The organism is Shewanella sp. NKUCC01_JLK (genome assembly GCF_019345615.1).
In the GTDB taxonomy this organism is placed as follows: domain Bacteria; phylum Pseudomonadota; class Gammaproteobacteria; order Enterobacterales; family Shewanellaceae; genus Shewanella; species Shewanella oncorhynchi.
In genome coordinates this window covers 46,445-70,841 of sequence record NZ_JAHKRD010000009.1, presented here as the reverse complement: position 1 = coordinate 70,841, position 24,397 = coordinate 46,445, and the positions used below count along the sequence as shown (strand labels likewise).

The window sequence follows — 24,397 nt, the reverse complement described above, 5'->3', positions numbered from 1 at the left end:
AGTTAGTGCCGATTAGAACCCATGAAATCACATATCCAATCATTACTTGAACAAACTCTAGAATCCTTTAAACAACAAGGTATTGTGCCTGCTGACTTTGAAGCGCGCATTCAGGTAGATCGAACCAAGGATAAGAGTCATGGCGACTTGGCAACCAACTTAGCCATGATGCTGACTAAGGTCGCGGGCAAGAATCCACGTGAATTAGCCCAACTGATCATAGATACCTTACCGGCTTCGGCTTTTGTGGCTAAGGTTGAAATTGCAGGACCAGGCTTTATCAACTTTTTCATCAACGACAGCGCCTTAGCGGACCAACTGCAAAATGCCGTCAACGATGAGCATTTAGGCATTAAGTTACCGACACCACAAACTGTTGTTGTCGATTACTCTTCACCCAACCTAGCCAAAGAAATGCATGTAGGCCATCTGCGTTCAACCATCATTGGTGACAGTGTTGTGCGTGCATTGGAGTTTCTAGGCCACAAGGTTATCCGTCAAAACCATGTGGGCGACTGGGGCACACAATTTGGTATGTTGCTGGCCTATATGGAAGAGCTGCGTGCCAAAAATGGTGAAGAAGCTCAACTTGAACTGTCTGATTTAGAAAACTTTTATCGTGCCGCTAAACTGCGTTTCGACGAATCAGCAGAATTCGCAACCCGCGCTCGTCAGTTAGTGGTCGAACTGCAATCTGGCGACGAGTATTGCAACAAACTGTGGCGCGAATTTAACGACATTTCGTTAAGCCACTGCCATGAAGTCTACGCCCGTTTAGGTGTGAGCCTGACCCGCGCCGATGTACACGGTGAAAGTGCTTATAACGCCGATCTCGAGCAAGTGGTTAAAGATTTAGATGCCCAAGGTTTATTAACCGAAAGTAACGGCGCTAAAGTCGTATTCCAAGAAGCCTTCCGCAACAAAGAAGGTGAGCCACTGCCTGTTATCATCCAAAAAGCCGATGGCGGCTATTTGTATGCCACCTCAGATCTTGCGGCAATGCGCTACCGCTCGAACGTGTTAAAGGCCGATCGCGTCCTGTATTTTGTTGACCTACGTCAAGCACTGCATTTCCAACAAGTCTTTAGCCTAGCGAAACTGGCTAAGTTTGTCCGTGAAGATATGTCGTTAGAACACTTAGGTTTTGGCACTATGAACGGCGAAGATGGCCGTCCATTCAAAACTCGTAGCGGCGGTGTAGTTAAGTTAGTTGACCTGTTAGAAGAAGCCAATGTGCGCGCGCTAGAACTCGTTCGTAGCAAAAATCCTGATATGGATGAGGCCACGCTGACTGAAATTGCCCGTGTCGTTGGGATCAGCGCCGTTAAATATGCTGACTTGTCGAAAAACCGCACCAGCGATTACATTTTCAGCTTTGAACAAATGCTCAGCTTCGAAGGCAATACCGCACCTTACCTGCTGTACGCCTACACCCGTGTTGCGGGCATATTCAAGCGAGTAACCGATCTGGATCTCAGCCAAGCGAAAATCGTGCTTGAGCATGAAAAAGAGAAAGATCTCGGTAATAAGTTGGCGCAGTTCGGTGAGATCCTCAATCGTGTTGTCGATAAAGGTCAGCCGCACGTACTGTGTGCTTATTTATATGAATTAGCGGGTGCTTTCTCTAGCTTTTACGAAGCTTGTCCAGTGCTTGCCGCCAATAATGACGCGCAAAAGAACAGCCGTTTATTACTCGCGCAACTGACGGCTCGTACGTTACAAAAAGGCCTAAATCTACTCGGTATTGAAACCTTAGAGCGGATGTAAGCTATGAGTAATCGCGATTATGCCAATAGAAGGCCGCAGTCGGGCGCTAAACCGCGCCCAATCCGCGCGACTCGCCCAACTCGAGCAAAGCCTTCACAATCTAAATCGGCGCCGCGTAAGAAGCTGCCGCTGACCTTGATAGGCTTTGTCATACTCGCTGTGGGTTGTTTCGTCTATTTCCTGTCAAGCATTAAAGATAATGCTAAGCAAGAAGTGAAGCCGATACCCGCTCCAACCAAAAAAACGGAAGTACAAGTTAAGCCTCAAGAGACAGCAGTGCTCACTCCTAAGGTCAAAGAACCTGAACGCCAAGCGGTCGTTATCCCAGTAGAGACAACTGAAACTGCTGAGCTTATTGTTCCGCCAAAGAAGGATCCTAATGCTCTGCCACCACAACCAAAGGAAGAATGGACCTATCTCAACGAGCTTGAAAATAAGCATGTTGAGGTCGATATTCCCGATATTGTTGCGAGCAGAACACCGATGCAATATCAGTTGCAGTGTGCTTCTTTCCGCCAAGAATCACAGGCGAACGAGATGAAAGCCGTCATCGCTTTCCAAGGTTTAGAGGCGCAAGTGAGACAAGTCGAAGGTACGACTGGCGTATGGTACAAGGTTGCTTTAGGCCCCTTCGAGCGTAAACGTGATGCAGAGCGTAAACGTCATACACTGCAAAAAGCGGGAATTAATGGTTGCCAGATTCTGGCGATTCCTAAATAAGGCTTTAGCCTACTCCTGATAGACTATTAAGAATAAATAGCGGCCAGCGTTTTATCGCTCGTCGCTATTTTTTTATCCGTATAACATGACTCACTCATTGATTCTGCCTGCCCATAAAAACTCAGTTTTAAACAACAACTCATTTCAAATTTGCTGATCTACTAAATTTATAACCCATTATTTGTAAACAAAAAAATCCTTTATTAAGAAAGATTAATATGCAGTTTAATTGACCTAGATCAAACTTAGGCGTATCTCTTAATTAACAGCAAGACCGCTGTATCTGTGTCAAATCCAACCTCAGGGTGAAGTATTATGAATGCATTAATCGAGATAGAAGCCACCGAATTCAGCCAATTGTTCAAGAGTGGCGACATGCTGGGAATTAGGATGTTTATGGAACATGTGCGCATGCCGCTGGATGTTCAAGACAAGATTTATGACGAAATTTCTGCGCTTCAGCAATTAGAACAAAACCAAATTGCCAAGCTCATTGAAACCCACGCCCATTCCCAAATTCATGAACGCCTAGCTTATTAGCCTTCCATTCAATGAAAAATTTATCTATGCCCAACTGCAGCTTCTGGCGGTTCATTCAACAGAAGCTGTATGATCTCCCCGCAATTCGCAACACAAACTGTTATATCATCCAATTAGAGCCAAAAAATAAGGCCAAATACCTGAGTATTTGACCTTAATGATCTAGCTAGTTTCAGATTTTAACCACAGCCTTAGCTCGGTTTTTCTTCCGTTAAGCCTATGCTATTCATCCAATAATCGAAATCCACCATATTACCCGGTAACACCACTCGACTATTCTTCTGGCTTAAGCCATCGAGCTGTTTAAAGTATTGCTCACCGAGTTGCATCCGCAGGGCATTGTGACCACCCGGCGCGGCAATCACAGAGGCTAAACGCTCAATCGATTCCGCCGTCGCACGGGAAATGGTTAAAATTTCCTCAGCCTTACCTTCGGCTTCGTTAATCCGGCGCTGCATCTCACCTTCAGAACGGTTTACCGTTTCAGCTTTAACCCCTTCAGAACGGTTAATTTTACTCTGTTTGTCGCCTTCACTCTTGGCCAATAATGCACGGCGCTCACGCTCGGCATTTACTTGCATTTCCATGGCATTTTTAACGGTTTCAGGTGGTGTGATATTTTTTATTTCATAACGATGCACACGTATTCCCCACAGGGCACCCGCTTGATCTAAGACTTGCACTACCTTGGCTGAAATCACATCACGCTCTTCAAACGTACGATCAAGATCAAGTGTCCCTATGACAGAGCGCGTCGTCGTTTGCGCCAACTGAATTGCTGCATAACGATAATCGGTAATACCATAGCTGGCCTTCACAGGGTCAGTCACAGAGATATAAATCACCCCATCCACTTCAACGTTTACTTCGTCGCTCGAGAAACATTCCTGCGGCGGTACGTCGATGGTTTCTTCTTTCAAATCATGAATAAAAGCCACTTTATCCACAAAGGGGATCAAAGTATGGAACCCCGCATCTAACGTACTGTGATACTTACCTAAACGCTCAACAATAAAAGCCGATTTAGTGGGTACTAGGCGGATCGATTGAAATAGTTTAATCACAAAAATGGCAAATATCAGGCCCCAAATCGCCATCACAATCAAATCTGTATCTACTGGAATATTCATTATCGCGCTCCTTTGCCAAGATTATTCTGGCCACTCATAGTCTGAGTGACTTGCTCCATACCTTCGAAGAAACCTTCAAGTTTTGCCATTTCAGCGGGAACAACAGAGACTTGTGCATCATTGAGGATCTTACCAACTTGAGCAATAAACTGTTCTTTTAATAGCATATTCATCGCATCTGTACCGCCATTGACGGCTAATGCTTGCGAGATCATTGCCATACCTTCGGATTTTGCTTTGGCTATGATAGCGATCTCCTGACCTGTACCTTTAGCTTCATTAATCCGTTTCTGTTTTTGACCTTCTGACAGGTTTATGGCCTCTTGGCGCTCACCTTCAGACATATTGATCATCGCGGCTTTTTCGGCATTCGCTAAGGTAATTTCGGCACGTTTACGACGCTCAGCTTCCATCTGCTTCTCAAGAGTGTGGATCACATGGCGTGAAGGCGTGATATTACGAATTTCATAGCGCAATACCTTGATTCCCCATGGCTCGGAAGCCTTATCTATTTCCCGCACGATTGATTCATTTAAGCTATCACGTTCTGAGAAAGTCTCACTCAAACTCAGCTTACCGATTTCAGATCGCATAGTGGTCTGAGCTAAATTCACCGCTGCTTTACGGTAGTTTTCAATACCATAACTCGCCAATTTGCCATCCATCACTTTTAGGTAGACCAAGCCGTCCACTTCAAGTTGAGTGTTATCTTTGGAGATACAACTCTGTGGCGGCACATCTAATACTTGCTCACGGGTATCGTGACGGTAGGAGACGCGATCGAAAAAAGGGATCAAAAAATGAAATCCAGGGCTTAATACTGCGCGGAATTTGCCAAGACGCTCAATGACATGCACTTCACGCATCGGCACAATTAACATCAACTTATAAAGAATAAAAAAGATAAATAAAATGACTAAGGTAAATACAAACATAGATTCCATCCTTTAGTTTTTGGAAGCTTCTATTGAAATAGGCTCAACGACTAGAGCGATATTTTCACGACAAATAATTCTGACTTCGGTACCCGCCTCAATAATGCTGCCATCGCCAAGCGCTGGCCATTCACTACCTTGAAACTCCACCCGCCCAGGTGTTTGCCCAGGACCTATGGTCTGCTTTACGCGAACAATTTGATTGTATAGTTCGATTGCTTCATCCGTGTTATCCACATGGGAATCACCACCAACGAGCTTCTGAGTGACTTGTCTGAAAGCCAATAACAACACAATGGCAGAGATAAACCACAGGGTCATGCTCTGCACGACACCTTCGACCAGTCCTATGCCTAACGCACCTGCCACAACTAAACAAGCCGCACCCAGCAACACTATTATGCCACCTGGAACCACTATTTCGGCGAGCATTAACACTAAACCAATCACTGCCCACACTAAAATCGGATTTGAAAACTCCATATTTCCCCCTGAAATGAGAGTGTCCTTTACTGCACTATAACAGCAGAGTTTCGGATAATCGACATAATATGTCAAAATTTACCCTATCAAAACGCACACTCAACCACCTATGACTTAATCCTCATTCTCCCATATCCGCCCACGAAAGCCGTTAGGTTGTTTTAAAATTAAGCACAATCAATTCAAAAAGATAGCAAGCTCCCAATCCACAAGCGGCGCAATAACAATAAAAAACATTAAAAATCAATTATCTAAAAATAAAATCCTTCACTAATGATTATGTGATTTTGACAACAACATTCGATAAAAACTTTGAATAAATGTAAATTTTTGCATATATTGCCCCCACTTTTGAGCAAGTCCTTTGACGTACACTCGCGCTAGGTTTGAACTTACCCATCAAACCATGCCATAGGTCAGAGAGCGGATTGAGTAAGACACGAATTAACTTCGACCTATACAACAGGAAATAACAATGAAAAAAACATGCCTATGCCTAGCACTAATGCTTTCTCCTCAAGCATTTGCGGGTGACTTAGTACAGTGGTGGGATTTCAGTGCAACAGCCCTCTATGGCGAAGACTACGATTTAGCGCCATCAGATAAACAAGCCACTATCACCCTAGAAACGGCTGGCGGCTGGAAATACGGTGATTGGTTTGCCTTCCAAGATTTTATCTATTTCAAAGGTAACGATACAGGCATGGAAAGCACTACCTATGGTGAAATTTCGCCACGTTTTAGTGCCAGTAAAATTCTTGGCGATAAAATCGCCTTTGGCCCAATAACAGACTTGTCTCTAGCGTTAACCTATGAAGAAGGTGAAGGCCCAGTCCACAGCTTACTTTACGGTTTAGGGGTTGACGTAGCAGTACCATACTTCACTTATCTTAACTTTAATACCTATCGCCGCGATGGTATGAGCACTGGTAACAATAGTGACGGCTGGCAGTTCACTCCTGTATTTCGTATCGATATCCCTGTTGGATCTGCCAACATAGTACTCGATGGCTTTATCGACTGGGTATTTGCCACCGACGATAACGGCTACGAGGAAAACTTCCATTTCAACCCACAGCTAAAATACGATCTCGGTAAGAGCCTGTTCGGTGATCATCAAGCCAATAAATTATTGGTGGGTATCGAATACGATCTGTGGACCAATAAATACGGTGTGAAAGGCGTCGATCAAGACACTTACTCTGTGATTGCTCAATACCATTTCTAATCGGTATCGGCATAGTTTTAAAGCAACAAAAAAGGTGCCATTGGCACCTTTTTTATTCTGAGCACTCACTTTGCAAGGGAGTGTTGCTTAGCTTACTAAAAATTAAGCTAACAATTTTTTCGCTGCTGCAACCACGATAGAAACCGCACTCACTTCAGTTTTCTTCATTGTGGCTTCATTAGGAATTTCTTGTTGGGTGCGGTTTACAATCACACCAGCAACGCAGGCTGCACGCCAACCTTGAGTGGCACACATAGTGAACAAAGTGGAAGACTCCATCTCATAGTTCAGTACGCCCATATCTTGCCATTCTTTCATTGAACCCGCGAAACGACGCGTTACACGGCCTGTGACAGTGTCATAACGCTCTTGGCCTGGGTAGAAAGTATCAGAAGAAGCTGTTACGCCAATGTGTGGCTCAACGCCAGCATCGCGACACGCTGCAACCATAGCTGTGGTACATTCAAAGTTTGCAACCGCTGGATATTCCATAGGTGCAAAATGTAAGCTCGCGCCATCTAAACGTACTGAAGCTTGAGTAACAATCACATCACCCACATTAACATGAGGTTGGATTGCGCCTGTAGTCCCTACACGCAGGAAGGTATTCACACCTAATTGTGCAAGTTCTTCTACTGCGATAGAAGTAGATGGACCACCAATACCGGTTGAACACACGACTACTGGCTTGCCATCGGCATACGCTAAATAGCTTGTATACTCGCGGTGGCTAGCAAGAAACGTCGCATTGTCCATTAGTTCGGCAATACGTTTTACACGCTCTGGATCACCAGGAACGATTGCTAAGGTTGCACCATCGAGCATCGCTTTGGTCAAACCTAAATGAAATACATCAGCCATTGTGAAAACCCCTTTCATTTTTGATAATTAAATTCTTATAAAATCGACTTTAACCTAGTATCGAAGCGGTGAAGGTTAACTTGATCACAGAATTATCGGCAAGAAGTAATTGTTTAGTCGTAATGAAATTACCAACTACACCAGCATCTGCTCACAAGATAGCAAATTTGCCCATATTTCGAATGTCAGTCTGATTTATACCAAACAAAGTGTGAACCAGATCCTGAACTCATGCCAGAGGTTGTGGCAACAAACGCCTAAGATACTGATTTAAAATAGATTAAAATAAATCATCCATTAGTATTAATCTAAGTGACCGCTAAAAGTGATCTAAGTCACGTTTAACGACTTAGTATAAGGTTAGGGTTAAGGCGTAACCTGAAGTGTAGTAAATGACGACAAGGAGAATGCCGATGTTTCCAGAGTACAGAGAATTAATTTCCACCCTGAAAACCCAAGATGCTCATTTTCAACGTAAGTTTAATGAGCATAATCAGTTAGACGAGGAAATCAAACAACTGGAAAAACGTGTCGCCAGTGATTTCAACCCCACTGTGAAAGAACTCAAAAGCAGAAAGTTACACTTAAAAGAGGAAATTTATCAGATCCTCAAATCCCACGAGTAATCCCGCTATTACTCTAAAGACAAATAAGGGCGCCTAAGCGCCCTTATTAATGTCACCACAATCGCTTACAGATAGTAATCCTTCAGCGGTGGGAAACCGTTAAAGCATACTGCTGAATACGTCGTCGTATAAGCCCCTGCGGTTAACCAATACATACGGTCGCCAATGGCTAAGTCATTTGGTAAGCCATAGCTATAGTGCTCATACATGATATCTGCACTGTCACAGGTTGGGCCGGCAATCACGCATTTATCCAGCTCGCCTTGACGCTCAGTATAAATCGGGAACTTAATCGCCTCGTCCATCGTTTCAATCAAGCCAGAGAATTTACCCACATCGGTAAACACCCAACGCTCTAACGCTGTGTAAGATTTTTTGCTGATCAGTACCACTTCAGACACTAAAATCCCCGCGTTAGAGATCAACGAACGACCTGGTTCCAAAATAATTTGTGGTAAATCATCACCAAAATCTTCCTTCAGGAAGTGAGTGATTTGCTCGGCATACACACCCAATTGATTGGTTTTATCAATATAGTTAGCAGGGAAACCGCCACCCATGTTGATCATCTTCAGGGTGATATTGTGCTCATCACGCAGACGGTCAAAAATGCTTTTCACTTTACCAATAGCGGAATCCCAAGCACCTATGTCACGTTGCTGAGAACCCACATGGAAAGAAATACCAAAAGGCTCTAAGCCTAATTCCTGTGCCAATACTAATAGCTCATAGGCCATTTCGTTTTGGCAGCCGAATTTACGGGATAACGGCCAATCAGCGGTATCTGTACCTTCGGTCAGAATGCGCACATAAATACGTGAACCCGGTGCTTCTTCAGCGATCATTCGCAAATCAGCTTCTGAGTCAGATGCATACATACGCACGCCACGCTCATAAAATGCACGCACATCTTGACGCTTTTTAATTGTATTACCATAGCTGACTCGATCGGTTGTCACACCGACATTCATGACCATATCTAGCTCATAAATCGAGGCAATATCAAAGTTTGACCCTTTATCTTTTAGTAAAGATAAGATCTCGGCCGCGGGGTTTGCCTTAACTGCATAATAAACGTTGGCGTAAGGAAAACTATTAACCATGTCATCGTATTGTTTCGCTATGATACTTGTATCGATCACTACGAACGGGGTTGCTTTGTCTTTGGCAAACGCTTCAATACGCTTGAATGTGTCCATATCATAATAGTCAGCAACATCAATAGATTGAAATTGGCTCATTGGGCCAGAGTCTCCTTTGGGTCAGATAGATAACAGTAAGTGTGATGTAGTAAAAACGTGCGCAGTAAACGATATTTTTTCGCTTTACGCAACGAATTTTTATGCTGAATTAATAACTTTTTATGCCCCAACTCTTTAAGGAGCTGAACCATCAAAAAAAGGCGCTATAAAACAAATAATTATGCACACAAACCCTAAGGTAAATTTGTGTTCATTATCAGAATAAAAAGTGAATTTTTTACGACGTTATCGGAAGGGAGATGGATAGACTGGCTGGAGCCAAAATATCCATCTAAAAACAGTTATCTTGAAGTAACAATCACACAGCGAAAAGAAGACGAATGGATGCCTTAAAATACGTCCGTTAAATCGAGTTGTTACTGCGGCTGATTGAGTTTTGCGAGGGCTTGGTTCAAGGCTTCACTGGAATCAAAATAGGCAATGTCCAGAATGTTACGCTGCTTGAGTAATATCATAGTGGCCATATCTTTGTTATCAGGTAATAAACGACTGATCTCACCATCCCTATCTAACCCAATCGCAAAAGGTAAATCTTGCATCTGTGGCACAGCCACAAATTTAGCGATCAAAGAAGGCATACCACTGATATCGGCAACATAAACTAAACCCGTTGGCATTTGAGTCGCGCTCAAGGGCGTAAGTGCATCCTTAATCACATCACCGCCTTTCATGCTGCGACTAAAGAGCAGCACTTGAGTCTCATCAGTCACATTAATGGTTTTATCATTTTGGTCGAGAAGTGAAATGGGATTAATCGCATCTCCGGCAACATAACTCGCAGCATACGCCCAGATTGGGGTTAACAGACAAGACAAACATAACAACAGCGTTTTCATAAACACTCGACTCCATTATTGGATAGGCGAACAGCATACCTGACTCCCCCTATCGACTCATTAAACCAACCACGATTACATGATACGCTTCACACATGAAGGGCGAAAAGTATTTGGTGGAATTTCTACGCTATAATCGCACAGTTAATTTTATTACAAGGATATCATAATGATAACACCTGGACTCGATCAAGAATTGCAGCAACTACAAGGCGTTTATCAACTCATCACCGAGTTTTTAGTCACCTATAGCTTTCAACTCGTAGGTGCTTTGCTGATCTTTTTGTTAGGTTTATGGGTAGCCAGTAAAGTATCACGATTAATCGCTAAGCAATTCGACAAACACAATATCGATATCACCCTAAGCAATTTTGTCAGCAATCTTATCCGCATTTTGATCATAGTCATGGTCGGGATTATCGCCCTCGGCAAGATCGGCATCAGTATTACCCCTATGGTTGCGGCAATTGGTGCCGCCTCCCTCGGTGCAGGTTTAGCCTTACAAGGCATGCTAGCGAACTATGCCGCAGGCGTGACTATTATCGTCACCCGCCCTTTTGTGGTAGGCAATACTATCGAAATTAAAGGGGAAAGCGGCGTTGTTAAACGTATCCACTTAGGCATGACCATACTGACCAATGAGGAAGGTGAGCAAATCAGCATTCCTAATAAGCATATCGTCGGCGAAATCCTGCACAACTCCTTCAGCAATAAGCTAGTCGAAACCCAGTTCAATCTCAGTTACAACACAGATCCCGAACGAGCCATTAGTGTGATTACTGAGTTATTAAGCAATAATCCCTATGTTTATCAAGAGACCACACCTAATATTGGCATCAATGGTTTTAATGCTAATGGAATTGAAATGGGGGTTCGTTACTGGGTGCCCACACAAAGCTATTTTCAGCATAAATATAAGGTGAACCTCGCTCTTTATAACGCCCTTAAGCAGGCAGGAATCGAGATTGCCTGCCCCATTAGAGAGATCCATCTACAAGATAAATAACGCTAATGCCCATGGGATTGGTCGGCTTAGTCGATCAGCCTAGCCCAAATTGTAAACTTGCATTCTTGTAAAAATTTACGTTTACTATACTCCCAAATATCGATAGTGATGGACTACTATGTTGTTGATACTCATAATTATTGCTTTTATTGTACTGTTTATTTTTTTCGCTAAATATCAAAAAAAACAAGTGCAAGCTAAAGCACTTGCCGCAGGTGATCCTACTGCGCTACTCAATCATGGCTTAACACTGATTAACCAAGGCGAAGTCAACTCTGGCCTAGATTATATTCAGCAGGCAGTCGATAAAGGCTTAGCCGTTGCCGCCATTGCTATGGCCGAACTTTATTCCGGTCGATTCCCACAAGTTCCCGCCGATCCCAAGGCATCTAACGATTGGTATAAAAAAGCCGCCGAAATAGAGCCTCAATATTTACCCATGCTCACACTACCTAATTTGCTCTCTTCTGAGTCGCAAACACTCGATGAGTTAATCGCACAGGCAGAACAGCTCAAACCTAATGCCGAAGCGGGGCAAGCCGAGTTTCAATATGAGCTTGCTTACTTGTATCTAAGCCAGCCCTTTCTCGATCCCGATGCTAGCCAAGCAATTTACTGGTTCGAAAAAGCCGCCGCACAAGAAAACCAAAGAGCCTATTACCATTTAGCCACACTCTACTGGCATGATGAGCGCGTCACTTCGGACTATATCAAAGCACGTGAATACTTTGAGAAATCCGCAGCCGCTGATTATGAATTAGCAAAAGATGATCTAGGGCATATGCTTGCTGCAGGCCAAGGTGGACCTAAAGATTTAGCGCGTGCAGAGGCATTACTTAGCGAGCGCGCCGCAGACGATGATTTCCGCCAGTATTATCTTGGTAAACGTTTCCTCTACGGTGAAGATTTTGCTGTCGACTATGACAAGGCGCGCCATTGGTTAAGCCAATCTGTCGCTAGAGGTAATGACTTCGCTAAGATTGAATTTGCTCATCTTTTACTGAAAGCGCCACAAAATGAAAGTGATTACCAACAGGCTAAAATTGACTTTGAAGAATTCGCACTTAAGTGGAATGAAGACGCACTGCTAGGCTTAGGCAAGATTTATGAGCAAGGTTTAGGCGTGAGTCGCCAACCAATTAAAGCGTTAATGTATTACCAGCTCGCGGCCATGAGCAATAGAGCAGATCACCTAAAAGAATTAGCCAGATTCAGTCAGCAACTAGGTACCTTAGAGATAAGAGAGGCTGAGCGTCTACGTGACAGTTTCTTGCATCAGCATCCAATCCCCGCTGAGCAACAACAATATTTTTATTTCTATAAGGCTGAATCATTTTTAAGTGGTGAAAAAACCACTCAAGAGGCTCTACAAGCGGCAGAAGCTTGGTACGTCAAATCGGCAGAGCTAGGTCATGAAATTGCTATGCGGGAGCTGGTCAATATTTACGGCGCAGAACAATTAAATAAACCTATACAAATGTTTATTTGGTCTAGTTTATTGCTACGTCATTTTGGTAAATACGGGATGAATAGCGCTCAACGACTCCATCAAAACACCGCAAAATCATGTTTAACCGAATCCGAACTTGCCTACGCCGAAACTCAAATTGAGGCTATTGAAACCCAATTAACGCCCTATCTTGAGTCGGATAGGTAAGTTTCCTAGCAGCGAATGAGCCCCAGAAAAGGTTTGGTCAGATTTAACAGGCCAAACCGTTTGGTTACAAAATAGAGTGAATTTATAATTACTTAAAAAGCACAGTGGATGTATAAGCACTACAATCAATTATTGACCAAACCTGCGCAGCTAAACGACTCAAAAATAAAACCTAGTCGAATTAACTGTCCAGCCCGATAATTAAAACTGAGCATTTTAATAGGCAAGATGTATGAGGCTGATACTGATCATTGTCATTTCATGCTTATTTCTGCCCCAAGCAAGGGCAGAAACCTCTGCCGTTGTCTGGCAAGCACACTGCCGCGATAGGCATCCTGTTATTTATGTCGAAAATGGTGAGTGCAAAGGCCCAGGTGCCGCAGTCATCAATGAAGTCATCGCCCGCCTAGGTCACAAGATAAATTGGAGTAATGTGCCTTGGGCACGCACAATTAAAGTGGCAGAAATGGGACAAGTCGACCTAATTCCTGTCCATTCGATGACGCCAGAGCGCAACGATTTTCTAGACCCTATGCTACTGGGATACGACAAGCGCTACGTCTATTACTTTGCCCTTGCGAATAGACAACTTGAAGTCAAACATTTCGATGAACTAAAACCTCATATCATTGGCGCACTTAGAGGCGCTTTTTACTGTCCGCAGTTTAATGACAATCAAAACCAACTAAAAGTGTCTTTTGTTAATGATAATGGTCAGTTAATCAATATGTTGAAGGCTGAGCGTATCGATTTAGCCATCACCTCCGAACAGCATGAGATGCAATTTTTTGCCAAAGATCCCCAACTCAAACAGATGGCGTACGTAGATATCAGCAAAAATGGCCGCTATTTCAGTATTCCGCTCATGTCGCCGCAGCATCAATATGCCAAGCAAGTTCACCAGATAGTCGACGACATGCGCACCTCTGGTGAAATTACTCAACTATTTAAATCCTACGGCGTCGAGCCTCCACTTAATCTCACTGAATCGCCCTTAGCGACTCACTAATCTGAATGCTGATAACCCAAAACTAACTTGGAATTAATTCGGTCGAGCGGCTAAATGCCGTAACAAGGTCGCCAATGTTGGCGCAACTGCCTGATGGGAGGGATAACACAAACCAATACGACGGAACATTCTCGGACCATCAAATTTCACTTGCTTGAGCCTAGGCTCATCTTCAATCAAACCATCGGGTAAAAAACTCACGCCAAATCCGGCTAACACTAGCGACATCACTAGAGATTTTGACTCAGCCTTAGCGACCAAATTAAGCGACATATTGCTGCACGCCAATAAACCTATTGTTTGCTGATGGGCTTCACAGGGTGGGCACTCAATAAAGTCAAAGCCATTGAGCTGCTCGGGACGTAGGCTATCTACTTGGGCGAGGGTATGATCCTTGGGGACGCAGAGCACATAATCCTCCTCCCACAGCGGAAAAAATACTTCATCTTCATGGCGCAAGCTGTCGATGCTTAAACGGCAATCTGCAGGGCTTTGATAGTCCACCAGTTCAAGATCTAACTTATCAATGGCTTGATTCACCTGTTGTAAAAATCCTGCCAAACGCCGCTGGCTTAAGTCTGGCATCACAGCCAAACGTAGCTTTTGCCGGCTTGCCTTCGCCATAAACAAGCCTGGTAACTTACTCGCCTCCTCGACTAATTTAACCGCCAAAGGGTATAGATAGTGCGCGCTGTCCAAAGGTTTAACGCCTTTTTTGCTGCGCTCAAATAACTGACCACCAAGCTCTTCTTCGAGTTGCTTTAACCCAGCAGACAGTGAAGGCTGGCTCACAAAGCAACGGTTAGCCGCCGAGGTAATATTGTTCTCTTCAAAAATTGCGATAAAGAAACGCAGCAAACGCAAATCGACCATTTAATCTTCTCCGACAACCGACGAGTTCAGCACAAATTTCAACAATAGTGCCATAGGCTGAGCCTATCATATCCAGCTGGAATAAGTATTTTTCGACTGAAAATCCCCAGTCTATACTGGTTAACAAGTTCAAGACGCCGAACAACAGTTTGTTTACGGCTTACATTGGCTCCAATTAATAGGAAATACTAATGAATCAAGTTACTAAATCACTGGTTGTCATCACGGGCGCTTCATCGGGTATTGGCGCCGCTATGGCCAAAAGCTTTAGCGCTGCAGGCCACCCGCTGCTATTACTGGCACGCCGAGTTGAAGCAATGCAAGCGCTTGAATTACCAAACAGCCTTTCTATCAGCGTCGATGTCACCGACGGCGCAGCTATTAAAACAGCCATAACCCAAGCAGAAGCACAATTTGGCCCGGTCGGCTGTCTTATCAATAACGCGGGAATCATGCTACTAGGCCAAATCGATGTGCAAGATCCCAAGGAATGGAGCCGCATGCTCAATATCAATGTGATGGGCGTGCTTAATGGTATTCATGCGGTATTAGCCGACATGAAAGCTCGCAAAACTGGCACTATCATTAATGTCAGCTCAGTGGCAGGGCGTAAAACTTTTCCAAACCACGCCGCTTACTGCGCCACTAAATTTGCCGTGCACGCCTTAACAGAAAACATTCGTGAAGAAGTCGCCATGGATGACGTACGCCTTATCACTATCGCCCCAGGCGCAGTAGAAACCGAGTTGTTGAGCCATACCACCAGCGATGACATTAAAGCGGGTTACCATGACTGGAAAGAAGAAATGGGCGGCGTTATCTCCCCTGAAAACGTCGCCGCTGCTGCGCTGTTTGCATGGCAACAACCGCAAAATGTGTGCGTACGCGAAATCGTTCTAGCACCAACGCGCCAGCAACCTTAATCCGTTCTGAGTCTACTTTTATCTAAGTTATCTTGCTTCGAAAGACAACCAAACCTATCCCCAAAATCAATAATGCCAGAATCAACTCTGGCATTATTTACTTCCCAATAAAGCCTGCCAAACAGCTGCTAAGTTTCAACATCACTACTTTAGTGAGTGCATATTTTACAAAGTGTTAGCTTAATCACAGTCCATTTTTTGTGCTTTAGGCGCAAAACTCGAAACTCAAAGTTATCAGAGCTAATTTAGCACGTAGACTAGTTCATTGTTTTTAAATCAGAAAAAAATAATCATACCGCTCTATAACATCATCAATTAGATTTTTATCAATGAACTTTTTATCAATTAGATTTTTTTAATGAAAGTGATATACCTCAAATTTACACACCGTAGGATTTGATAAATTAATTTACAAAGTGGAATCAATAAAAACACTTAACCAACAAATAAATGTAAATAATCACAAAAAGTAAGGAATGAGATGATGAAAACGTCAACTAAGATAGCAATTGCCATGGCAGTGATCGGCAGCTTGAGTATTAATGCGTATGCCGCAGAGGGAGGTAATCCAAAGAAAGGTAAACATTTGTACAAAAAAGAATGCAAAGCCTGCCATAGCCAAGGCGGTGAAGGTGGTGAACTCACGCCAATGGCCAAAACGATGAGCCAGTGGGATCGCTTCTTTGATAAAGATAAGCACAAATTCAAACCAGAGGTATTCAATGGCCTCTCGGAGCAAGACCTCAAGGATATACAGCAATTTTTGTATGACCACGCCGCCGACTCGGACCAACCCCAAACCTGCGGTTGATCTCTGCCAACGTTATGGCCTAAGACAATGGTAGAGAGCTCCCCTGCAACTGCTCACTAACACATTGAATTAAAAATTAAAAAACCAATTCGAGAAAAATGGGGAACACACCTCAGGGACTCCTATTGGGTAAATTTGGCGAAATGCACTTAGCGCAATCATGCCAACAGAACAACTCTGGGAGAAACCTTATGCGTACTCTTATCTCAATCCTCGTTGCCAATGCCTTGTTTATGTCAGGCCAATCTTTTGCTACACCTAATGATGTGCAACAGGAAAATCAAAAAATTACCGAGTTAAAACAGAAGCTTGCCGATATTACCGAGCAATTGGATGATCTCAATAATCGCGTCGACAAAACCGAGCGGCACACATCGTTAGACCGCCTTGAAATTACAGGTGATTTCCGCACTAAAGCTCATTCACTACATTACCGCGATGTTGTCTGGAATCCGGCCATCAAAGTCAATTTCAACGACTTTGGTGCCAAAGCCATGTCCGGCGCTTTCGGTATGCCCAACGATCTCAACTCCCCACTAGGGAAAATGATGCAAGCTAATCCAGACCTTGCTGCAGCCTTCCAAAATGGCATGTTACAAGGTGTTATGCCCTATGTGCTCGCGCCCAAAAGTGTACAGGACATAGATAACGATATTTTTTACACCACTCGCCTGCGGTTAAATCTGAAAGCTAAGGTATGGGATAACGTCAGTTTTGCTGGCCGCCTCAGTATGTATAAAAACTGGGGTGACTCTACCGGAGTTCAAGTATTTGATTCTTGGCGTTCTTTCACTATGGATGGTACCAGTAGCGGCAATACCAGTGGTGACTGGCTGCGGGTCGAACGCGCCTATTTCGATTGGAAAAACATTAATGGATCAGAGTTTTATCTCTCCATAGGTCGTCGCCCTTCCACCTATGGTCCACCCAGTCACTACCGCGAGAATGAAATGCGTGGCGGCACACCTTCAGGACATTTAGTCAACTTCAACTTCGATGGCGCCACCTTAGGCTACAACCTAGGCGAAATCACAGGTATCGAGGGCCAAGTCGTCCGTTTCTGTTACGGCCAAGGCTTTGAATCACAATGGGGAAATGGCGAGATGTTTGGTGATATTGTCACCAAGGATACTCACCTTGGTGGCTTTAATATCGATGCGATCAACGATGGCACCAACTTCCTCCAGTTCACCCTGTTTGGCGCCAAAGATGTTAATGACGGCTTTAAAGGCACCATGGCCTTCCCTACCCAGCTTGCGGGCATTTTCGCCCCCACCATGTATCAAGATATGCAAAAGTTCGACAACTTTAACTTTGTTACCCGAGTACAACCCAGCGGGGTTATCGGCGACATGTATCTAGGAGGAATTGGTTTTGCGCGCGAAGAAGCAAACGATATCAAATGGTTTGCATCATTCGGCTGGACTCGCGCCGAGCCTAACGGTAACGCAGGCATGTTTGGCGGCATGTTATCCGATGCCATATTTGAAGCCGAGCTAAACAGCACTGGTACTGAGATTATTATGGTGCCTAAAACCAGTGACGATACCGAAGCCAAAGACGGTTATGGTATTTATGTCGGCGTACAAATTCCTGCTCCCTACGGCAAATTGGGTCTGGAATATAACTATGGCTCCGAATATTGGACGCCTTTTACCCAGGCACAGGATGACCCTATTGGTAGTAAGTTAGCTACCCGAGGACATGTAGCAGAAGCCTATTACATCTTTGATATTAACCCCAAAATGTTTATCAAACTTGCTGGCCTCTATTACGACTACGAGTACACAGGCAGCGGTACACCTGTGGGTGCTCCACAAAAAATCGACGATGTGCTAGCTGGCTCTGCTTATTCCATGTTGCCAGTGGTTGATACCGCGTTTGATGTCAACGCCTCACTCACCATCAACTTCTAATCCGTCATTGATAACAACTATCAGCCCTCAGTTACATCGAGGGCGGGAGTACAAAATGAATAAGCTCATCCTCATTGCCTTAGCGAGCATGACATTAAATGCCTACGCCGCTAATCCCCATAAAGAGGCACTTAAAGGCCCGTTTACCACAGGCTCACAGGTGACCACACAATGTTTAGTCTGCCATGAAAATCAAGCGACTGACGTGATGAAAACCTCCCATTGGACTTGGGAGTTAGAACAAAAACTTCCCGATAGGACAGTCGTAAGAGGTAAGAAAAACAGCATTAATAACTTCTGCGTTGCCATTTCCAGCAATGAACCCCGCTGTACCAGTTGTCACGCGGGTTATGGTTGGAAAGACAGTAACTTTGACTTTAAAGATAAAACCAAAGTCGACTGCCTAGTTTGTCACGACACTACAGGAACTTATGTTAAAGATCCCGCTGGCGCAGGTGAACCTATGGCAAAACTCGATCTGACTAAAATAGCTCAAAATGTTGGCGAACCTGTACGGGATAACTGCGGTAGTTGCCACTTCTATGGTGGCGGTGGTGACGCGGTAAAACATGGGGACTTAGACTCATCCATGTCTTATCCAGACAAAGCGACGGATGTGCATATGGATAGCGACGGTAATGACTTTCAATGTCAGAACTGCCACACCACTGAGAAACACATGATCTCAGGTAATGCTATGGGGGTTTCACCCGGTGGTGTCGACCATATTGGCTGTGAAAACTGCCACGAATCAGCGCCACACGCGAACAAAAAACTCAATACTCATACAGCGGCAGTTGCCTGTCAAACCTGTCATATTCCGTATTTTGCTAAAAACGAACCGACAAAAATGCGCTGGGACTGGTCAACAGCTGGAGATGATAAAAAAGAAACACTCGACCAATACGGTAAGCATACCTACCAAAAGAAAAAAGGAGATTTTGTTTGGGAAAAAATGGTCAAACCCCAATACGCTTGGTACAACGGCACAGCCAATGCTTATATGGCAGGTGATAAAATGGATCCGAGTACAGTCACTAAATTGACCTATCCCATTGGCGATATAAATGATGTCAAAGCAAAAATCTATCCTTTCAAGGTGCACACGGGTAAACAAATTTACGATAAAAAACTCAATATTTTTATCACACCGAAAACCTATGGCAAAGGGGGATTCTGGAGCGAGTTTGATTGGAACTTAGCGGCAAAACTAGGAATGGAAGCGAACACGACTATGCTTGAGAAAGGTATCAAATATAGTGGTGAATATGACTTTGCAGCCACTGAAATGTGGTGGCGGATAAACCATATGGTGTCACCAAAGGAGCAAGCATTAAATTGTAACGACTGCCATAACAAAGGCACAAGACTCGATTGGCAAGCCCTAGGTTATCAAGGTGACCCGATGAAAAATAAACAAGGGCCAAAACACAAACAGCCTTGATTGAATCGTTCACTGATTTGAGCATCACAGATATCTTACTTTTAGTAAGGCATCGAAGTGAACACAACTGATGAACCAAATCGAGTTCCCGGTAATACCCTTTGAGATCTTAGTTTTTACTAAGATCTCTTTTTTTATTATCTTGTTACTCTCACCCAAAAAGACAATTAGACTCAGCCATTCTTCGGCCTTGCCCCAGTTTGTCTCATTGAGTGACTCAATACGGTAGTTTGACTCTGTTTACCCCCCAAATCATCTGATTTTTATGGCATTTATTTTGCGTAGTCATAGCGTGTTCAATTACGGCAATCAGTATGACCTCGGGCAAAATTCCCCAAACAGTATCCAATCCTTCATTCAACCGTTTACTCGGTGAAACCAGTGGCGCTTTTGCCGACTTAGGCACTTTTTTACCTTTAGTGCTAGGGCTAATTGCCCTCAATCAATTTTCGCCCCAAGGGATATTTTTGGGGTTTGGTCTATTCGCTATTCTCAGCGCGCTGTTTTACCGTCGCCCGATTCCGGTACAACCGATGAAAGTCATCGCTGCACTGGTGATCGCTCAGGGCTTAACCCCAGGCATGTTGCAGGCAAGCGCCATGTTAATGGGCATTATCCTGTTAATTCTCGCCTTTAGCGGCGCCATCACTTGGTTAGCCAAACAGTTATCCCAAGCTGTGAGTGTTGGCATTCAACTCGCCATAGGTCTGCAACTGATGTGGATGGGCACTAAGATGATGAGTGAATTTTGGCTGGTTGGCGTGGGGGCATTTGTACTGTTATTTATCAGTAAATTTTTGCCGCTGCGTTACCTTGCCATGCCCTTAGTCATAGCGGCGGGGATGATTTGGCAAGCAAGTACACAAACTAATTTAGCCACTAACTTTGATATCCAAGCAATGACAGCGCCATTTCAATTGGCTTGGCCGACGTCTATTGAGTGGACCTCTGCCGCCCTTTTATTGGTTTTACCACAACTGGCATTAACCTTAACCAATGCGGTCATTGCCACGTCTGTAATGGCACAGGAGAAATTCCCTGAAGATGCCGCCAAACTCACACCCAAAAACTTCGCCATTAGCTCAGGTCTTGCCAACTTATTGCTCGCGCCCTTTGGTGCCTCGGCCATGTGCCACGGTGCGGGCGGACTTGCGGTGCAATACCATTTTGGTGCTCGCACTTATCTGGCGCCGTTAATTTTTGGCAGTACATGCTTAATGATAGCCCTATGCTGGGGTACTAATATCGCTTGGCTATTAAGCCTTATTCCTATGGCAATCCTCGGCAGTTTACTGACCACTGCGGGGCTGCAATTAGCATGGTCGAAACGCTTAATCGATGGTAAGCCCTTCTGTATCTTTGTGATTTTATCAACCGCTGTGACTTGCCTCGCTATCAACGCCGCTGCGGGACTTGCCGTGGGGATAATTCTGGAGCAAGGTCGCCGCACTTGGGCCATGCTGGCCATGCGTTAATCACTTCCGACTTGCTGTAATAAGGGTTCCCAAAAACAAAAAGCGCGTTATACAACGCGCTTTTTGTTAACCATTCAAACCTCTTCTAACAAAGCTACAGCAGGCTAAAATGTTCTTGCAGGATTGGTCGGTGTGTCCTTTTGCGCCAGCGCCCATTTAGCAATGGCATCTTTACGCATAAAGCCTACGTTAGTGTGACCTTTAGCGTACTGAATAAACTTATCTAAAGCGGTCACAAGTCCAGGAGCGCCACCAATACGGTCGTGCACACTGATCGACATCATCCGTCGCTGCGTCGAACCTTCTTGATAGAGCATATCGAACTCATCCTTTAGTTCCTGTAAAAAGGCCGCGGCCGTCATAGCTGTGTTGCCACCAAAACGTCCGATATCATTGTTACGTAAAGTGTAAGGCACAACCGCAAAGGGCTTATTTCCTACAGGGATAATTGAAGGCTCGTCCCGCGATAGGTCATCAATGTGATAAATAAAACCTAAGTCCTGCAAAATATTGAGGGTTTGAGTACTATGGCGCATCCAAAAGGCATTAAAACCTAAGGGGCGCTGACCTGTGATCCTTTGCAGCGTCTCAATACTCGCCACATAGGAGGCGCGTTCCTCTGCTGGCGACATGCTGTATTGTGGCGTCCACGTTTGTCCGTGACCCGAAATCTCATGCCCCTCATCTGCAACTTGTTTGGCAAGTTGAGGATGTAGCTCAGCGGCGCGCCCAACCATGTGAGAAGTCACCTTGATATTGTGCTTACGCCACAAACGCAGCAGTCTTGGAATGCCTTCGTTCATACCGTAATCGTACCAAGTCGGGGTGATGGTATCTGGATAGCCCTTTTCCATCGGCGGAAACGGCCCTTCGGCATTTTTATCTTGAGCACCTGCTTCAAACTGCATTGAGATTGAAATCACTAACTGCTCACCACTTGGCCAAAATATTTTGTTCATCCCACTGCCACCTGAACTTTTGGAGTCATTTTCTAAGGTATCTAATGATGGTAAACCAATAGCAAGCGCCGTTTGGCTTAGGCCGAACCCAGCAGCGATGGCGCCACCTGCCATTAAAAATCGTCGACGTTGATTCATGATTGAGTCCCTGCAGCTAATTGAGAAAATAGCGTTTGATAATCTTCGAGGTGCCAGTTATCTGTGATGAAACCATCCCGTACTCGATACATGTCAACAGCACGAAAATCGATTTTCTGCCCTTGGCCTTTTTGCTCACCAAAGACACCAGTGAAGCGGCCATTAAAACGCAGACGTACCACTGCACGATCGCCAACGACTAGCAAATGCTCAACTGAAACAGAGAGATCGGGGACCGCTGCCCTAAATGCCTTTGAGGCTTCGAGTGAACCCGTGATTCCCTGTGCGCGGCCAGCGGGCAGAGTACGGTCGATAAAACCAGTCGCCAATGCGCCGTGGGCAAAACTTGCATCGCCCGTGTGCCAAAAACTGGCATATAACAAAGCGGCGCGGGCGATAGCCAGTGCCTGCGGTGATTCATCAGAAATCGTTTCCATTGCCGCCACTTTTGGCACTAACGCCGCTCGCACTTTAGCACTATCCTGTGTTGTTGCCCCTTGAGCGGCTAACGCATCCATGCTCAGACTTGCTAAGCTAAAACCCACAATAGCGATACCTATAAAGCCTGAAAACCATAGACTTAAACTAAGCCAAGCGGGTAAGCGCTGAACATACAAAGTGTTAACCCGATCCATTATGCCACCTCATCGTCAGCGGATCGGATGACGGCTCTCAATGCTTCGTTGTGTGTAGGATAATCGGTATAACCCGCTGCACTACCGCCAAACAAGGGCCCTTTGTCGAATGCAGATAAAGGCAATTGATGCATTAAACGGTAAGGCAAATCAGGATTTGCAATAAAAGGTCGACCGAAGGCAACTAAATCCGCATAACCGTTATCAATCACTTCATTGGCACGCGCCACATCATAGCGACCCGCAACAATAATGCTGCCCTTAAAGACTTTACGCAGCTCGACTCTAAAGGACTCTGGCACCTGCGGCGCATCATCCCAATCAGCCTCTGAAAGATGTAAATATGCCACGCCCAATGCCGATAAATGCTTAGCCGCTAACAGAATAGTGTCTACAATTTCAGGACACGCCATATCTTTAAACGTCACGTAAGGGGCGAGGCGAACCCCGACTTTATTGGCACCAATTTTCGCACTCACGGCTTGGACAATTTCGAGTAAAAAACGAATGCGATTTTCCTGAGTACCGCCGTAGGCATCAGTTCTGTGGTTTGAATTGGTGCGTAAAAACTGGTCAATTAGATAACCATTGCCACCGTGAATTTCGATGCCATCAAAACCCGCCGCAACCGCATTCACTCCCGCCTGTGCAAAATCGGCCACAACACGGTCGATATCCGCTTGCACCATAGCCCTAGGTTCTGGGCAATCCACCATTTGCCCTTCAGGATGCGCTTCATCCACAATCCATACTTTTGTGCCAACGGGCGCAATGGCCGATGGCGCAATCGGGGCATTACCCTGCTGAAAAATCGGGTGCGATACACGGCCAACATGCCAAATTTGATTGAAGATTTTACCACCAGCCTGATGCACTGCCGCTGTGACTTTTTTCCAGCCCTCAATTTGCTCAGCAGTATACACGCCCGGCGTAAATGAATAACCTTGGCTGTCATCGGAGATTTGTGTCGCTTCTGTGATGATTAACCCCGCCGAGGCGCGCTGGGCATAATATTGCGCCATCAGATCATTAGGAATATTGCCTGGCTGCGTAGTACGCGCCCGAGTCATAGGGGCCATCACGATGCGATTGTTTAATGCCAGTGACGCTAATTTGTAAGACATGAATAGACTCATACACACTCCGAACCAGAAATTAAGATG

At 44.8% G+C, this 24,397-nt stretch carries 23 protein-coding genes; 13 read left to right on the top strand and 10 right to left on the bottom strand.

Annotated elements, in window-relative coordinates; translation table 11 throughout:
• Positions 1-21: 21 nt before the first annotated feature.
• The 3 genes from argS to KO537_RS11200 all read left to right on the top strand — a co-directional run bounded on the left by argS (position 22) and on the right by KO537_RS11200 (position 3,027).
• A complete protein-coding gene (argS, locus tag KO537_RS11210; protein ID WP_219234498.1) occupies positions 22-1,767 on the top strand; it encodes an arginine--tRNA ligase in 1,746 nt (581 codons plus the stop codon).
• Positions 1,768-1,770: 3 nt separating this feature from the next.
• The gene (locus KO537_RS11205) at positions 1,771-2,487 is read left to right on the top strand and encodes an SPOR domain-containing protein (RefSeq protein WP_105251262.1); all 717 of its coding nucleotides are present in this window, start codon (positions 1,771-1,773) and stop codon (positions 2,485-2,487) included.
• Between the two features lie 315 nt (positions 2,488-2,802).
• On the top strand, positions 2,803-3,027 hold the full coding sequence (locus KO537_RS11200; protein ID WP_006083282.1) for a hypothetical protein: 225 nt from the start codon (positions 2,803-2,805) through the stop codon (positions 3,025-3,027).
• Positions 3,028-3,218: 191 nt separating this feature from the next.
• Here KO537_RS11200 and KO537_RS11195 read toward each other — a convergent pair whose 3' ends face one another.
• The 3 genes from KO537_RS11195 to KO537_RS11185 are packed head-to-tail and all read right to left on the bottom strand — an operon-like array spanning position 3,219 to position 5,575.
• Positions 3,219-4,157 carry a stomatin-like protein gene (locus KO537_RS11195; protein ID WP_168825701.1) on the bottom strand — a complete coding sequence of 313 codons (939 nt, stop codon included), beginning with the start codon at positions 4,155-4,157 and terminating at the stop codon, positions 3,219-3,221.
• A complete protein-coding gene (locus KO537_RS11190; protein ID WP_105251260.1) occupies positions 4,157-5,092 on the bottom strand; it encodes a slipin family protein in 936 nt (311 codons plus the stop codon). Before KO537_RS11190 ends, KO537_RS11195 begins: the two co-directional genes overlap by 1 nt.
• 12 nt (positions 5,093-5,104) lie before the next feature.
• A complete protein-coding gene (locus KO537_RS11185) occupies positions 5,105-5,575 on the bottom strand; it encodes an NfeD family protein (RefSeq protein ID WP_219234497.1) in 471 nt (156 codons plus the stop codon).
• 475 nt (positions 5,576-6,050) lie between these two features.
• Between KO537_RS11185 and KO537_RS11180 the strand changes: the two genes are divergently transcribed.
• Complete coding sequence (locus KO537_RS11180) at positions 6,051-6,803, top strand: outer membrane protein OmpK (RefSeq protein WP_219234496.1); 753 nt, start codon at positions 6,051-6,053, stop codon at positions 6,801-6,803.
• Between the two features lie 102 nt (positions 6,804-6,905).
• On the opposite strand, the gene udp is transcribed toward KO537_RS11180, so the two are convergent.
• Positions 6,906-7,664, bottom strand: coding sequence for a uridine phosphorylase (udp, locus tag KO537_RS11175; RefSeq protein ID WP_105251257.1), 759 nt, complete (start codon positions 7,662-7,664; stop codon positions 6,906-6,908).
• A gap of 413 nt (positions 7,665-8,077) precedes the next feature.
• Here udp and KO537_RS11170 point away from each other — a divergent pair, with 413 nt between their 5' ends.
• Entirely contained in the window at positions 8,078-8,290 is a 213-nt protein-coding gene (locus KO537_RS11170) for a YdcH family protein (protein ID WP_006083288.1), read from the top strand.
• 65 nt (positions 8,291-8,355) lie between these two features.
• On the opposite strand, the gene KO537_RS11165 is transcribed toward KO537_RS11170, so the two are convergent.
• A complete protein-coding gene (locus tag KO537_RS11165; RefSeq protein ID WP_105251256.1) occupies positions 8,356-9,531 on the bottom strand; it encodes a type III PLP-dependent enzyme in 1,176 nt (391 codons plus the stop codon).
• Positions 9,532-9,908: 377 nt separating this feature from the next.
• Positions 9,909-10,388 (bottom strand): hypothetical protein, encoded by a 480-nt coding sequence (locus tag KO537_RS11160; protein WP_105251255.1) that lies wholly within the window; start codon positions 10,386-10,388, stop codon positions 9,909-9,911.
• A 169-nt stretch (positions 10,389-10,557) separates the two neighbouring features.
• Here KO537_RS11160 and KO537_RS11155 point away from each other — a divergent pair, with 169 nt between their 5' ends.
• The 3 genes from KO537_RS11155 to KO537_RS11145 all read left to right on the top strand — a co-directional run bounded on the left by KO537_RS11155 (position 10,558) and on the right by KO537_RS11145 (position 14,060).
• Complete coding sequence (locus tag KO537_RS11155; RefSeq protein WP_219234495.1) at positions 10,558-11,394, top strand: mechanosensitive ion channel family protein; 837 nt, start codon at positions 10,558-10,560, stop codon at positions 11,392-11,394.
• A 118-nt stretch (positions 11,395-11,512) separates the two neighbouring features.
• A complete protein-coding gene (locus tag KO537_RS11150; protein WP_219234494.1) occupies positions 11,513-13,051 on the top strand; it encodes a tetratricopeptide repeat protein in 1,539 nt (512 codons plus the stop codon).
• A gap of 232 nt (positions 13,052-13,283) precedes the next feature.
• On the top strand, positions 13,284-14,060 hold the full coding sequence (locus KO537_RS11145; RefSeq protein ID WP_173247210.1) for a transporter substrate-binding domain-containing protein: 777 nt from the start codon (positions 13,284-13,286) through the stop codon (positions 14,058-14,060).
• Positions 14,061-14,093: 33 nt separating this feature from the next.
• On the opposite strand, the gene KO537_RS11140 is transcribed toward KO537_RS11145, so the two are convergent.
• The gene (locus KO537_RS11140; RefSeq protein WP_173496440.1) at positions 14,094-14,933 is read right to left on the bottom strand and encodes a LysR family transcriptional regulator; all 840 of its coding nucleotides are present in this window, start codon (positions 14,931-14,933) and stop codon (positions 14,094-14,096) included.
• Between the two features lie 191 nt (positions 14,934-15,124).
• On the opposite strand from KO537_RS11140, the gene KO537_RS11135 reads away from it, so the two are divergent.
• The 5 genes from KO537_RS11135 to KO537_RS11115 all read left to right on the top strand — a co-directional run bounded on the left by KO537_RS11135 (position 15,125) and on the right by KO537_RS11115 (position 21,502).
• The gene (locus KO537_RS11135; RefSeq protein WP_173247217.1) at positions 15,125-15,856 is read left to right on the top strand and encodes an SDR family oxidoreductase; all 732 of its coding nucleotides are present in this window, start codon (positions 15,125-15,127) and stop codon (positions 15,854-15,856) included.
• 481 nt (positions 15,857-16,337) lie between these two features.
• The gene (locus KO537_RS11130; RefSeq protein ID WP_105251249.1) at positions 16,338-16,667 is read left to right on the top strand and encodes a cytochrome c; all 330 of its coding nucleotides are present in this window, start codon (positions 16,338-16,340) and stop codon (positions 16,665-16,667) included.
• A 191-nt stretch (positions 16,668-16,858) separates the two neighbouring features.
• On the top strand, positions 16,859-18,583 hold the full coding sequence (locus tag KO537_RS11125; RefSeq protein WP_198573047.1) for a DUF3373 domain-containing protein: 1,725 nt from the start codon (positions 16,859-16,861) through the stop codon (positions 18,581-18,583).
• A 55-nt stretch (positions 18,584-18,638) separates the two neighbouring features.
• Positions 18,639-20,027 carry a tetrathionate reductase family octaheme c-type cytochrome gene (locus KO537_RS11120; RefSeq protein ID WP_219234493.1) on the top strand — a complete coding sequence of 463 codons (1,389 nt, stop codon included), beginning with the start codon at positions 18,639-18,641 and terminating at the stop codon, positions 20,025-20,027.
• A 314-nt stretch (positions 20,028-20,341) separates the two neighbouring features.
• A complete protein-coding gene (locus KO537_RS11115; protein ID WP_219234492.1) occupies positions 20,342-21,502 on the top strand; it encodes a putative sulfate/molybdate transporter in 1,161 nt (386 codons plus the stop codon).
• Positions 21,503-21,606: 104 nt separating this feature from the next.
• Here KO537_RS11115 and KO537_RS11110 read toward each other — a convergent pair whose 3' ends face one another.
• The 3 genes from KO537_RS11110 to KO537_RS11100 are packed head-to-tail and all read right to left on the bottom strand — an operon-like array spanning position 21,607 to position 24,370.
• Positions 21,607-22,599 carry a polysaccharide deacetylase family protein gene (locus KO537_RS11110; RefSeq protein ID WP_006087074.1) on the bottom strand — a complete coding sequence of 331 codons (993 nt, stop codon included), beginning with the start codon at positions 22,597-22,599 and terminating at the stop codon, positions 21,607-21,609.
• Complete coding sequence (locus KO537_RS11105) at positions 22,596-23,234, bottom strand: ester cyclase (RefSeq protein WP_219234491.1); 639 nt, start codon at positions 23,232-23,234, stop codon at positions 22,596-22,598. The genes KO537_RS11110 and KO537_RS11105 overlap by 4 nt, the downstream gene beginning before the upstream one ends.
• Complete coding sequence (locus tag KO537_RS11100; RefSeq protein WP_105251243.1) at positions 23,234-24,370, bottom strand: alkene reductase; 1,137 nt, start codon at positions 24,368-24,370, stop codon at positions 23,234-23,236. Before KO537_RS11100 ends, KO537_RS11105 begins: the two co-directional genes overlap by 1 nt.
• Positions 24,371-24,397: the final 27 nt, after the last annotated feature.

Coding starts and splice junctions, on each gene's coding strand:
- KO537_RS11145 (WP_173247210.1), top strand. CDS start 13,284: ATGAGGCTGATACTGATCATTGTCATTTCATGCTTATTTCTGCCCCAA.
- KO537_RS11135 (WP_173247217.1), top strand. CDS start 15,125: ATGAATCAAGTTACTAAATCACTGGTTGTCATCACGGGCGCTTCATCG.
- KO537_RS11120 (WP_219234493.1), top strand. CDS start 18,639: ATGAATAAGCTCATCCTCATTGCCTTAGCGAGCATGACATTAAATGCC.
- KO537_RS11125 (WP_198573047.1), top strand. CDS start 16,859: ATGCGTACTCTTATCTCAATCCTCGTTGCCAATGCCTTGTTTATGTCA.
- argS (WP_219234498.1), top strand. CDS start 22: ATGAAATCACATATCCAATCATTACTTGAACAAACTCTAGAATCCTTT.
- KO537_RS11160 (WP_105251255.1), bottom strand. CDS start 10,388: ATGAAAACGCTGTTGTTATGTTTGTCTTGTCTGTTAACCCCAATCTGG.
- KO537_RS11200 (WP_006083282.1), top strand. CDS start 2,803: ATGAATGCATTAATCGAGATAGAAGCCACCGAATTCAGCCAATTGTTC.
- KO537_RS11165 (WP_105251256.1), bottom strand. CDS start 9,531: ATGAGCCAATTTCAATCTATTGATGTTGCTGACTATTATGATATGGAC.
- KO537_RS11100 (WP_105251243.1), bottom strand. CDS start 24,370: ATGAGTCTATTCATGTCTTACAAATTAGCGTCACTGGCATTAAACAAT.
- KO537_RS11110 (WP_006087074.1), bottom strand. CDS start 22,599: ATGAATCAACGTCGACGATTTTTAATGGCAGGTGGCGCCATCGCTGCT.
- KO537_RS11115 (WP_219234492.1), top strand. CDS start 20,342: ATGACCTCGGGCAAAATTCCCCAAACAGTATCCAATCCTTCATTCAAC.
- KO537_RS11190 (WP_105251260.1), bottom strand. CDS start 5,092: ATGTTTGTATTTACCTTAGTCATTTTATTTATCTTTTTTATTCTTTAT.
- KO537_RS11140 (WP_173496440.1), bottom strand. CDS start 14,933: ATGGTCGATTTGCGTTTGCTGCGTTTCTTTATCGCAATTTTTGAAGAG.
- KO537_RS11150 (WP_219234494.1), top strand. CDS start 11,513: ATGTTGTTGATACTCATAATTATTGCTTTTATTGTACTGTTTATTTTT.
- udp (WP_105251257.1), bottom strand. CDS start 7,664: ATGGCTGATGTATTTCATTTAGGTTTGACCAAAGCGATGCTCGATGGT.
- KO537_RS11185 (WP_219234497.1), bottom strand. CDS start 5,575: ATGGAGTTTTCAAATCCGATTTTAGTGTGGGCAGTGATTGGTTTAGTG.
- KO537_RS11195 (WP_168825701.1), bottom strand. CDS start 4,157: ATGAATATTCCAGTAGATACAGATTTGATTGTGATGGCGATTTGGGGC.
- KO537_RS11170 (WP_006083288.1), top strand. CDS start 8,078: ATGTTTCCAGAGTACAGAGAATTAATTTCCACCCTGAAAACCCAAGAT.
- KO537_RS11130 (WP_105251249.1), top strand. CDS start 16,338: ATGATGAAAACGTCAACTAAGATAGCAATTGCCATGGCAGTGATCGGC.
- KO537_RS11105 (WP_219234491.1), bottom strand. CDS start 23,234: ATGGATCGGGTTAACACTTTGTATGTTCAGCGCTTACCCGCTTGGCTT.
- KO537_RS11155 (WP_219234495.1), top strand. CDS start 10,558: ATGATAACACCTGGACTCGATCAAGAATTGCAGCAACTACAAGGCGTT.
- KO537_RS11205 (WP_105251262.1), top strand. CDS start 1,771: ATGAGTAATCGCGATTATGCCAATAGAAGGCCGCAGTCGGGCGCTAAA.
- KO537_RS11180 (WP_219234496.1), top strand. CDS start 6,051: ATGAAAAAAACATGCCTATGCCTAGCACTAATGCTTTCTCCTCAAGCA.